We start from the raw sequence: 11,797 nt of genomic DNA on the forward strand, positions 1-11,797 counted from the left end.
TTACACAGTGTCGGAAACCAAAAGTCTTGGCTACGACACATGGGGGACACGTATGCGGCGGACTGTGGCGCTGGTCGCGGGGGTGTGCGCGGCCGTACTGGCCGGTGCGGCGGGCACGACGGCGTACGCGTTGACAGGGCAGGAGACCGCACCGGCGGTCCGGAAGCCCGCCGACGCGACGGCGGCGGCCCCCGCGCAGGACGCGCCCGCTCCGAAGCGTGCCGCGGCCGCTGACAGCGGCGCCGCGCCCCAGGCCGCGGCCGGCAAGCCGGAACGGCAGGCGCCTCGGCAGGTGGGCCGCGAGCGGATCGGCGTGATCGAGCCGATTCAGCGAGTGCTCGGGTACCTGGACACCGAACGCACGATGACCTTCCAGTACCCGGGCGCGGCGTACGTGAAGCCGCACTTCAACCACCTCCTGTTGCTCCCCGGCGACTACCTCACCGTGTCCGACCCGACCGGCCAGGAGGTGCACCGGGTCGACGGTGGCCTGCTCGACAGCGCCGGCCGGTGGGCGATGTCCGTGACCGGCGACACGGCGGTGGTCGAACTGCACACCGCCCGTCCCGACGTGCTGGGCCTCGGCTCGAAGCTCGCCCAGCTCGGTGTGGGCGTCGACAGGGTGGCCCGCGGGTACACGGCGGACGAGCGCAAGGCGGCCGAGCCGCGTACCGAGAGCGTGTGCGGTGGCGACGACAAGTCCGACGCGGTCTGCTACCGGTCCAGCGACCCGGTGGCGTACGAGCGGTCCAAGGCGGTCACCCGGCTGCTGATCAACGGCAACGAGCTGTGCACCGGCTGGCGGATCGGCCCGAACAACCGGATGCTCACCAACAACCACTGCATGGTCACCTCGCGGGACGCGTACGACACCGAGGTGTGGTTCAACTACCAGTGCGCGCAGTGCGGCGGGCACGCGGTATTCCGGTCGACCAAGGTGTGGGGCGACAAGGTACTGAGCACCGACAAGACGCTCGACTACACGCTGTTCACGATCGAAGACTTCGAGGCGGTCAAGAAGTTCGGCTATCTGCAGTTCGACCTGCGGCGGCCGGCCCGTGGCGAGGAGCTCTACATCCCGCAGCACCCCAGCGGCGACCCCACCATGATCGCGATGGACAGCGACGAGGACGCCAACGGCACCTGCGCGGTCGACAACCCGAACTACACCGGGTACGCCAACGGCACCGACGTCTCGTACCTGTGCGACACCGAGGGCGGCTCGTCCGGTTCGCCCGTGCTGTCCAGGTCGACGGACAAGGTCGTCGCGCTGCACCACTTCGGCGGCTGCCCGAACTCCGGCGTACGGGTCGACCTGATCAACAACAAGATCAAGTCTCAGCTGTAGCTTGGGTGCGTGCAGGAGACCGCCACACGTAGCAGGGTCGCGCCCGCCGGGTGGTGGCTCGACGGGGTGCTGCTCGCCGCCTTCGCCGCGCTGACCGCGATGCTGGCGGCCGGGTGGCTGCTCGACCTCGACACCACGGTCTCCGACTGGGTCGCCGATCAAGACGGAAGCCCGGTCTGGTGGCTCTGCCGGGTGCTGAACTTCCTCGGCAACGGCGGCCCGCTCACGCTGATCTGCCTGGTCATCGCGATCTGGCTCGCCGTGCGCCGCCGGTCGGTGTGGCCGGTGGCGCCGGTGATCGCGGCGTTTCTGGTGACCGGGTTCGCCATCATGCCGCTCAAGCTGTGGACCGACCGCGCGGCGCCCAACTCGACGCTGCCCGACAAGGTCGAGATCTTCAACACCCTGCCGCCCGGTGAGTACAGCATGTCGTATCCCTCCGGCCACATGGTGAACACCATGGTCTGGTACGGAGTACTGGTGCTCCTGCTGTCTCCGTGGCTGAGCCGCACGGCTCAGCGTTGGCTGCGCTTCGCACCGCCCGCGATCGTGTTCTGCACCACGATCTTCCTGAATTATCACTGGGTGACCGACTCGGTCGCTGGCCTGATGCTTGGCGTGGTCCTCGACCGCCTCCTGCACCGCATCCCGTGGCGTCAGCTGCCTCGTGAGTGAGCTGGCTCGGCGGCTGACTACGACCGACGCGGTCGTCATCGGCCTCGGGTCGATGCTCGGCGCCGGGATCTTCGTGGCGTTCGCGCCCGCCGCCGCCGAAGCGGGCGGCCGAGGACTGCTGATCGCGCTGGTGCTCGCCGGATTCGTGGCGTTCTGCAACGCCAACAGCTCCGCCCGCCTCGCCGCCCTCTACCCAGAGTCGGGTGGCACCTACGTCTACGGCCGCGAACGCCTCGGCGACTTCGCCGGCTTCATCGCGGGCTGGGGCTTCGTCGCCGGCAAGACCGCCAGCTGCGCCGCGATGGCCCTCACCATCGGCGCGTACCTGTGGCCCGCACACGCCCGCCCCATCGCCGTCGCGGCGGTCGTGGTGCTCACCGCCATCAACCTCGGCGGCATCCAGAAGACCGCCCGCGCCACCCGCTGGCTCGTGACGGTCACCCTCGCCGTGCTCGGCACGGTCGCCGTCGTGGGCGCGGCCGCCGGCCACCCCACCGCGGCTCGGATCTGGGACGCCGACGACGCCGGCGCCCGCGGCATCCTGACGGCCGCTGGGCTGCTCTTCTTCGCGTTCGCCGGGTACGCGAGGATCGCCACGCTGGGCGAGGAGGTGCGGGACCCCGAGCGCACCATCCCGCGCGCGGTGCCGCTGGCGCTGAGCCTGGTACTGGCCATCTACCTGGTACTGGCGGTGGTGACCCTGGGCGTGCTCGGCCCCGAGCGTCTCGCCTCGTCCCCCGCACCCTTGGCCGACGTCGTATCGGCCGCCGGCGCACCCGGACTAGCGTGGGTGGTACGCATAGGCGCGGCGGTCGCCGTCACCGGCGTACTGCTGGCGCTCGTCGCAGGCGTGGGCCGCACCACGCTCGCGATGGCCCGCCGCCGCGACCTGCCCGGCGCCCTCGCCGCCGTCCACCCGACCCGCCAAGTGCCCCACCGCGCCGAACTGGCGGTCGCCGCCGTGGTCATCGTGCTGGTGTCTCTCGGCGACATCCGCGACGCGATCGGCTTCTCCAGCTGCACCGTGCTCGTCTACTACGCCATCACCAACGCGTCCGCCCTGACCCTGCGCGGCCTGCGGGTCGTGCCGGCGCTGGGCCTGGTCGGCTGCGTAGTGCTGGCGGTAACCCTCCCACTATCAAGCGTCCTCGCCGGCTTCGCCGTCCTCCTGGCCGGCGCCGCCTGGTTCAGGTTCCGCCCCCAACGCTAGGCCCCACGCGCCGCGCTCCCACGCCCGCCCGCTTCCGGGCCGCCCGCTCCCGCCGCGCGCCGCCCGCTCCCGCGCCGCGCCGCCCGCTCCCGCGCCGCGCGCCGCGCGCCGGCGGGTTTTGCCGTCGATCAAGGGCGAATGCACGTGGTTGGATCTCTTTTCCGCGTGCATTCGCCCTTGATCCCTGCAGATCGCCTTGATCGACGCCGTTGGATCAGGCGATCCGCGCCAGGTCCGAGCAACGGGCGCCAAGGGCGCCCGTTTGACGACCGGATTGCCCCATTCCGCGCCGCCGCCACTCGCGCTGTGAACGTTTATTGCTGCTCCAGCAGCAATAAACGTTCACAGCTTGTGCGCAGCGACGACGTTGACGTCGGCTCGCGCCCTTGACGCAACGCCGTTTGGGGCATGACCGCCACGAGCGCCGGCGATGGACGCGTCGCGGTGCGACAGCGTCGGGGTCAGCGGCGGCGGGTGCGGGCTCTTGTGGAGCGGAGGCGGCGGAGCCGGCCCACGACCACGGGGTCGTGAGCCAGCGCCGCCGGATTGTCGAGCAGTCCATTGAGGATCTGGTAGTACCGGGTCGCGGACAGGTCGAACGCGTCCCGGATGGCCTGCTCCTTGGCGCCCGCGTGCTTCCACCACTTGCTCTCGAACGCGAGGATCTGCTCTTCGCGTTCGGTGAGACCGGGCTCGGGCGCCGCCTCCGCTTCCTCGGCAGAAGCCGACGAAGCGGAAGCCGACGAAGCGGGATCCGACGAAGCGGGATCCGGGGAGGCGGCAGGAGCGTCGGTGTCGAGATCGGAATCCGGCTCGGACTCCACTAGCTCAAGGTCGTCATCGGCCGGAGCGTCGGCGTGGGGCTTCATGGCGCTCCTTGCACATATTGACTAGCACGGAAGTACTAAAAGTACCTCACGTTACGTCCCGCCTGCGCATCAACCATGTGGCCGCGATCAGCACCACGGCCGTGCCCAAGCCGAAGACCAGGGCGGACTGCTGCCAGGTGACCACGAAGACGTCGGGCTTGCATTCTCCGGAGATGGAGAAGTTGCAGGCGTTCCAGTCCTCCAGCGTCCACTTCTTCTCGAACCACGCCATCGCGTACGTCGACAGGTAGTAGCGGTCGGCGAACTTCACGCCGGCGATGTCCAGTGCGATCCGCAGCCCGATCTCGCTGATCACGCCCGCGCCGATCGCGACGCCGAGGGCCATCGCGGTGTGCCGGCCGACCGACGCCAGCCCGTACGCGATGGCGGCGACCGCGAGCACGAGGCCGATGCCGCGGGCGCCGCTGATCGCGAACGACTCCCACGTGCCCTGTGTCATTTTGCCGGTCTGTCCATCGAACTTGCCGATGAGCCACAGCGCGATCGTCCACAGTGTACCGAGTGCGAGGCTCACGCCGAGCACGCTCGTGAGTAGGACGCCGAGCTTGGTGAAGAGTACGGAGAGCCGCTTGGGCCGCCACAGCAGCAGGTTCATCATGCCGCCGCTGTGCCACTCGGCACCGACGAACGAGGCGCCGATGATGTACGCCGCCAGGGCCACGATGCCCGCGAACACCGAGATGAAGATGCCGAACTCGTCGTGGAAGTTGAACTCGTACGGCAGGAACCACTCAGCGTCGAACTGCTCCCGCTGCGGGCCGAACTCCCGCCCGCAGTCCGGCGGATACTGTTCGTTGACGTTTTCCCCACGCGCCTTGGCGGCCTCACACTCGGCCACCCCCTGCTCGTGGTAGCGCAGTTGCGTCTCGTACGCGGATTGCGCCTTGGTCTCGGCGGCGGCCAGCTCCGAAGGGCCGATCTTGTGGCTGGCGAGCGAAAACGCGGTGATGATCGTGCCCAGGGCGAGCACGAGCAGGCCGAGCATCAGCCGGGTGACGCGCCGTTTGAACAGGCGCCGGAACTCGGCGCGAACTAGGCCCTTCATGCGGGCACCTCCGCGGACTGGTCCACCTGGCGGTGCTGACCGGCCACCGGTGCGGTGCCGGTCAACTCCAGGAAGACGCTCTCCAGGTCGACTGTGATGGGGGCGAGCTCGCTCACGTAAAGGTCGCGGCCGGCGAGCATGCGGGTGACCGACGACGGCTTGTCGACGCCGCTGACGAGCAGGTGGTCTGGCTGGATGTCGACCCGGACGCCGGAGGCGACCAGCACCTGCGCGGCGGCTGGCAGGTCGGCGGAGCTTTCCAGCCGTACCCGGAGACCGCCGCTGGAGTGTTGTGCCAGTACCTCGGCAACCGGCCCGGCGGCGACCCGGCGGCCGAGCGAGATGATCGTGACGGAGTCGCAGATCTGCTGTACCTCGCCGAGGATGTGGCTGGAGAGCAGCACGGTCATGCCCGACGCCGACAGGTCGCGCATGAGGTCGCGCATCTCGCGGATGCCGCCCGGGTCGAGGCCGTTGGCGGGCTCGTCGAGTATCAGCAACTGCGGGTTCTTGAGCAGCGCGGACGCGACGGCGAGCCGCTGCTTCATGCCCAGCGAGTACGTCTTGACCCGCTCCTTTGCCCGGTCACGCAGCCCGACCACTTCCAGTACCTCGGGCACTCGCTGTTGGGAAAGGTTGCCGGCGTCGGCGAGCAGGGAGAGTGTGTCCTGCGCCGAGAAGTGTGGGAAGAACTGTGGACTCTCGACGATCGCGCCGACTTTCCCCACCACCGCTGGCAGGTTGGCCGGTACCTCTTGACCGAGGATCGCCATCCGACCGCCGTTGGGACGGATCAGTCCCAGCAGCGTGCGGAGCGTCGTGGTCTTGCCCGACCCGTTGGGCCCAAGGAACCCATGTACCTGCCCGGCCTCGACAACCATGTCGAAGCCATCAAGGGCCCTGCGTTCGCCGCGCCGTCTACTCCGGTACGTCTTGCGCAGGCCTTCTATCTCAAGCACCGCAACCATGGCGCACACCATACTGGGTATGCACAACTCCGTGGGGTCCCCATGGCGAACTCACCCCCGACTGTCCGCGCCGTTCTCCTCGATCGCTGGCACTCGGAAGGAGGGAAACCGCGACATGCCGGTAGAACCTTGCCGTCAAGCAGCGGCGGGTTTAGCTTGCGCCGCGTGAGTGTGTTGACCGCGACCGCGCGGGCCTTGACCTTGGCCGAGGTCGTTGTTCCGGTGGGATCCGGGGTCCACAGCGACCGGATCAGTCGTATCAAGCAGGGTTATCGGGTGGAGTTGGACCCGAGCATCGAGCAGCGGGTTCGGCTCGGTCAGCACGCCGGCCTGTCCCGGGTGGTGGAGAACTTCTGCCTCGACCTGGTCAAAGCAGCGCTCGACCAGCGGGAAGCGGAGCGCAGCTATGGTGTGCCGGAGGCGATGCTGACGCCAGTGCCGTGGTCAGCCCCGGCGTTGGAGAAGGCGTGGCGCGCCACCCACCGCACCCGCTATCCATGGTTCACCGAGGCCGGGCTGTCCTCACGGGTGCCGAAGGAAGCCTGCCGGGTCCGGGCCGCCGGCCTGAAGAATTGGGTCCAGTCCGGTAAGGGCGCCCGTCGTGGCCGGCGGGTGGGGTTCCCGACCTGGCGTCGACGCAAGCACGGCTCCCGGTTCCGGTACGACGCTGACCGGGCTCAACCCGCTGACGCGTGGACGGTGAAGCTGCCCGGCGTCGGCGCGGTCGCCACCCAGGAGGAGATGGGCTGGCTGACCTCCCGCCTGGCCGACGGTCGGGCGCGGATCATCGGCGCGACCGTCCGGGAGCAGGCGGGCCGGTGGTGGGTCTCCTTCCAACTGGAGATCGACCGGACCGACGTCAACGCCCGACGTGCCGTCGGCCCGGATGCGCCGGCCTGCGGCATAGACCTGGGGTTGCGTACGTTCGCTGCAATCGCCGACGACACCGGCACCATCGAGGAGATCCAGGCCCCGAAGGCGTTGAAGGCGGCCCAACGCAAGCTGCGGCGGGCAAACAAGGCGGTGGCCCGCCGCCAGCGCGGTTCGAGTAACCGGGCCGAGGCGGTGCGCCAGCTCGCGACCGTGCATCTGAAGGTTGCTCATCGGCGTGCCGATTTTCTGCACAAGCTCACGACGAGGCTCGCGAGAACCAAGCGGGCCATCGCCGTGGAAAGCCTGAACGTGGCCGGCATGGTGCGGAACCGGCGGCTGGCCCGCACGGTGTCGGATGCCGGGTTCGCCGAGTTCGTTCGCCAGTTGACTTACAAGACGGCTTGGTACGGGTCGAAGGTCTGGGCCGCGGACCGCTGGTTCCCGTCGTCGAAGACGTGCAGCGGCTGCGGAGCGGTCAACGCCGCTCTGACACTGTCGGATCGGGTGTGGACATGTCGATGCGGCACGGTCCATGACCGGGATCACAACGCGGCCCGGAACCTGCTGGCCGCTATGCACGCCGCCTAGGCGGCGGTGGTTGTCGCCGGGTAGTTCCCCGGAGACCTCAAACGCCTGTGGAGGATCGATAGGTCCCCGGCTTGCCAGGGCACGGACCTACGAAGCAGGAAGAGAATCACCGGGATTCTCCGAACGGTCAGGCGCGGATGACCTGTACCCCGGCGGTCTCGAACGCGGCGATCGTCTCGTCCGCGGCCCCGGAATCGGTGACCAGCGTTTCCACCCTCTCGATCGGGCAGATGCGCGCGAACGCGTGCAGACCCAGCTTCGACGCGTCCGCGATGATGACGACCCGTTTCGCGCGCGCGACCATGAGGTTGTTCATGGAGGCCTCGCCCTCGTGATGGGCCGCCGCGCCGAGGTGCGCGTCGATCGCGTCCACGCCGAGCAGCGCCACGTCGAGCGTCACCTCGCGCAGGAGTGCGCTGCCCAGCGGACCCACCAGCTCGTACGACTGTGGCCGCACCACGCCACCGGCCACCACGATCTTCATTCGCGAGCGTACGAGCAGCTCGTTGGCGATGTTGAGCGCGTTGGTCACCACGGTGAGCTGTGCGCCGTCGGCGCCGCTGTTGAGGTCGGGCCGCACGGCGAGCGCCCGCGCCACCTCGGTCATCGTCGTACCGCCGTTGAGGCCCACCACCATGCCGGGCGTGACCAGGGCCGCGGCGGCCGCCCCGATGCGCTGCTTCTCGGCCGAGTGCTTTGCGGTCTTGTAGCGCAGCGGCAGGTCGTACGACACGCCGTTGGCGACCGCCCCGCCCCGGGTACGAGTGATCATCTGCTGCTGCGCGAGCTGATCGAAGTCGCGCCGGATGGTCGCCTGCGATACATCGAGCCTGGCAGCGGCGTCTTCCACGCTGACCCGCCCGCTCTCCGTCAGCAGTTCGAGCAGGGCGTTCCAGCGCGCATACCGGTCCACCGTAGCCTCCGATGCACGGACCGTGAGTTTTGCGTGCACAATAGTGCTCAAAACGCGGCTACGCAAAACTATTCGTTGCGCGAAGCTGCGCATGGTTGCGACGAGAGACGAGAAGCGCGCAGAATGGCGCTCGAAAGAGGGCGCTAACGAGCCGTAACGCGCAGGAGTTGCCGTGTCGTACGTGGACGAGGAGATCGCCAGCCAACCCGATTGCTGGCGCCGCGCTGAGACGGTCGCCGCCGGCGCCGCCGGGCTCCCAAGCCGTGGGGAGCGGGTCGCCGTCGTCGGTTGCGGCACGTCGTGGTTCATGGCCATGTCGTACGCGGGCCTGCGCGAACGCCTAGGCGTTGGTGAGACGGACGCGTTTCAGGCGTCCGAGTTCCCGACGAGCCGCCGCTACGACCGCATCGTGGCGATCACCCGGTCCGGCACCACGACAGAGGTGCTCGACCTGCTCCGGTCGGTCGACACCCCGACCACCGCGATCGTCGGCGACCCCAACGCGCCCGCCGCCGAGCTGGCCACCGACAGCGTGCTCCTGCCGTTCGCCGACGAGCGTTCGGTGGTGCAGACCCGCTTCGCGACCAGCGCGCTCGCTCTGCTCCGCGCGCACCTCGGCGAAGACCTGGACCCGCTCGCCTCGGATGCCGAGGTCACCGTGCGGGCGCCACTGCCGATCGACCCCGCGCGAGTGGAACAGGTGACCTTCCTCGGTCGCGGCTGGACTGTCGGGCTGGCTCAGGAAGCCGCACTCAAGTGCCGCGAGGCGGCCGGCTTCTGGGCCGAGGCGTACCCGGCCATGGACTACCGGCACGGGCCGATCTCGATCGCGGCGCCCGGCCGGGTGGTGTGGGCGTTCGGCGCGGTGCCCGAGGGCCTGGCGGAAGACGTCGAGGCGACCGGCGCGGCGTTCGTGCACAGCCGGTCCAGTGGTGGCTATGCGGTACTGGGCAACTGGGCCGCCGGCCGCCAACCGCTCGACCCGATGGCCGACCTGATCCTCGCGCAGCGCTTCGCCGTGGCGATCGCGACCAGCCGTGGCCTCGACCCCGACGCACCCAGACATCTCACCCGCTCCGTCGTGCTGACATGAGCGAGCGCAGCGGCGCGGCGGCGTCTGGACCGGACGGCCTCGCCGACGGAGTCGGGGTTTCGAGGCTGGGAGGGAAGACGCCGCCTCAAGGCGCCGCGGAGCGAGCGAATCATGAGGCCATGAGTGAGGTGCTCGTCGCGCTCGACGTCGGCGGTACTGGAATGAAATGCGCGCTGGTGTCGCCGTCGGGCGAGATCGTGCACGCCGAACGGCACGCCACCGGCGCCGACCGCGGCCCCGAGGCGGTGACCGCCACCATCCTCGACGTCGCCGAGGGCCTCGCGGGCAAGGCGCGCGCCGATGGCCTGCGCCCGGTGGCCGCCGGCGTCGCGGTCCCCGGGGTCGTCGACGAGACCCGGGGCATGGCGATCTGGTCCTCGAACGTGGGCTTCCGCGACGTACCCCTGCGTGATCTCGTGTCAGCGCGGCTGGACCTGCCCGCGGCGCTCGGCCACGACGTGCGTGCCGGTGGTCTTGCCGAAGCGAGGCTCGGCGCCGGCCGTGGCGCCGCGCACGTCCTCTTCGTCGCCATCGGCACCGGCATCGCCGCCGCGCACATCGTGGCTGGCCGCGGCTTCGCGGGCGCGCACGGCGCGGCCGGCGAGGTGGGCCACGTCGTCGTCCGGCCGGGCGGCACACCGTGTGGATGCGGTGCGCGGGGATGCCTGGAGGCCGAGGCTTCCGCGGCCGGCGTGGCCAGGCGATACGCCTCACTCGCGGGCACGCCGGCGACGGCGGCCGAGGTGGTCGCCAAGGCGGCCGCCGGCGACCAAGTGGCCCAGCACGTGTGGCGCCTGACGATCGAGCTGCTCGCCGAAGGGCTGCTGACCGCGCAGGCACTCTACGACGCCGAGGTGATCGTGCTCGGCGGCGGATTGGCCGAAGCCGGCGACGTCCTGCTCGACCCGCTGCGCCTCGCGGTGCGCGAACGGCTCACGTTTCACCGCGAGCCGCGGCTTGCCCGCGCCACGCTCGGCGACGAGGCCGGCTGCGTCGGCGCGGCACTCCTCGCGTTGGACCTGGTAGGAAGCCCCGCATGAGGATCGAGGGTCGGGTCGTGACGCCGTCGGGCGTCATCGAGCAGGGGTACGTCGAGGTCGAGGGCCCGTCCGTGACCGCGGTCGGCGCCGGCGGCAACGGTGGGGATACGTGGATCGTGCCGGGTTTCGTCGACATCCACACGCACGGAGGTGGCGGGCACACGTTCACCACCGGCGACCCGTCAGCCGCTCGTGAGGCCGCCGCTTTTCACCTGCGCCACGGCACCACGACGCTCCTCGCCAGCCTGGTCAGCTCGCCCTTCGAGCTGATGCGCGACGCCACGCGCGCGTTCGCGCCACTGGTCAACGAGGGCGTACTGGCCGGCGTCCACTACGAAGGCCCGTACCTGTCGCAGATCCGCTGCGGCGCGCAGAACCCGGCGTTCCTCCGCGACCCATCGGTCGACGAGCTGGCAGAGCTGCTGCCGTTGGGCGCCGTGCGGATGGTCACGATCGCGCCCGAACGCCCGGGCGCCCTGGAAGTGATCAAGCTGCTCGTCTCGCACGGCGTGGTGGCCGCCATCGGGCACACCGACGCCACGTACGACGAGACCCTGGCCGCGGTGGCCGCCGGCGCGACGGTGGGCACCCACGTCTTCAACGGCATGCGCCCGCCCCACCACCGCGAGCCCGGCCCGGTGTTCGCCCTACTCGGTGCGCCCGACGTGGTCTGCGAACTCGTCGCCGACGGCGTACACCTGCACGACGGCACGCTCGCGTTCGCCGCGATGGTCACCGGACCGGACCGGGCCGCCCTGATCACGGATGCGATGGCGGCGGCCGGCATGGCCGACGGCGAGTACGAGTTGGGCGGCCAGACCGTCGTGGTGAGCGACCGAGTGGCTCGACTCACCCGCGACGGCTCGATAGCCGGCAGTACCTTGACGATGGACGCGGCCCTCCGCCAAGCGGTACAGGCGGGTGTGTCCATCGTGGACGCCGCACGCATGGCCTCGACGACTCCCGCCCGCGCGTTGGGGCTGGCGGAGAAGGTCGGCTCCCTGACCCCGGGCCTCCGCGCCGACCTGGTCGTCCTCGACGCCGGACTACACGTCCAGCACGTAATGCGCGCCGGGTCCTGGCTCTAGCTACGCCGCGTCCCCTCGTGATCAGGGCGTCCCTCAAGGCGCTCTAACGACTTCAGGGACGCCCTG

The 11,797-nt window shown here is 70.0% G+C and carries 11 protein-coding genes; 7 read left to right on the forward strand and 4 right to left on the reverse strand.

The window, feature by feature from the left end; all coding sequences use genetic code 11:
* The first annotated feature begins 52 nt into the window (after positions 1-52).
* The 3 genes from QMG73_RS13420 to QMG73_RS13430 are packed head-to-tail and all read left to right on the forward strand — an operon-like array spanning position 53 to position 3,233.
* The gene (locus QMG73_RS13420; protein WP_281895230.1) at positions 53-1,348 is read left to right on the forward strand and encodes a trypsin-like serine peptidase; all 1,296 of its coding nucleotides are present in this window, start codon (positions 53-55) and stop codon (positions 1,346-1,348) included.
* Between the two features lie 9 nt (positions 1,349-1,357).
* The gene (locus QMG73_RS13425; RefSeq protein ID WP_281895233.1) at positions 1,358-2,023 is read left to right on the forward strand and encodes a phosphatase PAP2 family protein; all 666 of its coding nucleotides are present in this window, start codon (positions 1,358-1,360) and stop codon (positions 2,021-2,023) included.
* A complete protein-coding gene (locus QMG73_RS13430; protein WP_281895237.1) occupies positions 2,016-3,233 on the forward strand; it encodes an APC family permease in 1,218 nt (405 codons plus the stop codon). The genes QMG73_RS13425 and QMG73_RS13430 overlap by 8 nt, the downstream gene beginning before the upstream one ends.
* 461 nt (positions 3,234-3,694) lie before the next feature.
* On the opposite strand, the gene QMG73_RS13435 is transcribed toward QMG73_RS13430, so the two are convergent.
* From QMG73_RS13435 to QMG73_RS13445, 3 genes are read right to left on the reverse strand one after another with little or no spacing between them, the layout of a single operon-like run.
* The gene (locus tag QMG73_RS13435; protein WP_281895239.1) at positions 3,695-4,102 is read right to left on the reverse strand and encodes a DUF3263 domain-containing protein; all 408 of its coding nucleotides are present in this window, start codon (positions 4,100-4,102) and stop codon (positions 3,695-3,697) included.
* Positions 4,103-4,148: 46 nt separating this feature from the next.
* Entirely contained in the window at positions 4,149-5,168 is a 1,020-nt protein-coding gene (locus tag QMG73_RS13440) for an ABC transporter permease subunit (RefSeq protein WP_281895240.1), read from the reverse strand.
* On the reverse strand, positions 5,165-6,136 hold the full coding sequence (locus QMG73_RS13445; protein WP_281895241.1) for an ATP-binding cassette domain-containing protein: 972 nt from the start codon (positions 6,134-6,136) through the stop codon (positions 5,165-5,167). The genes QMG73_RS13440 and QMG73_RS13445 overlap by 4 nt, the downstream gene beginning before the upstream one ends.
* Before the next feature lie 165 nt (positions 6,137-6,301).
* On the opposite strand from QMG73_RS13445, the gene QMG73_RS13450 reads away from it, so the two are divergent.
* The gene (locus QMG73_RS13450) at positions 6,302-7,597 is read left to right on the forward strand and encodes an RNA-guided endonuclease InsQ/TnpB family protein (protein WP_281895242.1); all 1,296 of its coding nucleotides are present in this window, start codon (positions 6,302-6,304) and stop codon (positions 7,595-7,597) included.
* A 127-nt stretch (positions 7,598-7,724) separates the two neighbouring features.
* Here QMG73_RS13450 and QMG73_RS13455 read toward each other — a convergent pair whose 3' ends face one another.
* Positions 7,725-8,510, reverse strand: coding sequence for a DeoR/GlpR family DNA-binding transcription regulator (locus QMG73_RS13455; RefSeq protein ID WP_281895245.1), 786 nt, complete (start codon positions 8,508-8,510; stop codon positions 7,725-7,727).
* A gap of 172 nt (positions 8,511-8,682) precedes the next feature.
* Between QMG73_RS13455 and QMG73_RS13460 the strand changes: the two genes are divergently transcribed.
* The 3 genes from QMG73_RS13460 (at position 8,683) to nagA (ending at position 11,731) form a co-directional block, all read left to right on the forward strand.
* Positions 8,683-9,603, forward strand: a complete 921-nt coding sequence (locus QMG73_RS13460) for an SIS domain-containing protein (protein ID WP_281895248.1) — start codon at positions 8,683-8,685, stop codon at positions 9,601-9,603.
* A 119-nt stretch (positions 9,604-9,722) separates the two neighbouring features.
* Positions 9,723-10,643, forward strand: coding sequence for an ROK family protein (locus QMG73_RS13465; protein ID WP_281895250.1), 921 nt, complete (start codon positions 9,723-9,725; stop codon positions 10,641-10,643).
* Positions 10,640-11,731, forward strand: a complete 1,092-nt coding sequence (gene nagA, locus QMG73_RS13470; protein ID WP_281895251.1) for an N-acetylglucosamine-6-phosphate deacetylase — start codon at positions 10,640-10,642, stop codon at positions 11,729-11,731. The genes QMG73_RS13465 and nagA overlap by 4 nt, the downstream gene beginning before the upstream one ends.
* The last annotated feature ends 66 nt before the right edge of the window (positions 11,732-11,797 follow it).

The organism is Phytohabitans aurantiacus (genome assembly GCF_027923225.1).
Lineage (GTDB): Bacteria > Actinomycetota > Actinomycetes > Mycobacteriales > Micromonosporaceae > Phytohabitans > Phytohabitans aurantiacus.

Coding starts and splice junctions, on each gene's coding strand:
- QMG73_RS13440 (WP_281895240.1), bottom strand. CDS start 5,168: ATGAAGGGCCTAGTTCGCGCCGAGTTCCGGCGCCTGTTCAAACGGCGC.
- QMG73_RS13420 (WP_281895230.1), top strand. CDS start 53: ATGCGGCGGACTGTGGCGCTGGTCGCGGGGGTGTGCGCGGCCGTACTG.
- nagA (WP_281895251.1), top strand. CDS start 10,640: ATGAGGATCGAGGGTCGGGTCGTGACGCCGTCGGGCGTCATCGAGCAG.
- QMG73_RS13465 (WP_281895250.1), top strand. CDS start 9,723: ATGAGTGAGGTGCTCGTCGCGCTCGACGTCGGCGGTACTGGAATGAAA.
- QMG73_RS13445 (WP_281895241.1), bottom strand. CDS start 6,136: ATGGTTGCGGTGCTTGAGATAGAAGGCCTGCGCAAGACGTACCGGAGT.
- QMG73_RS13435 (WP_281895239.1), bottom strand. CDS start 4,102: ATGAAGCCCCACGCCGACGCTCCGGCCGATGACGACCTTGAGCTAGTG.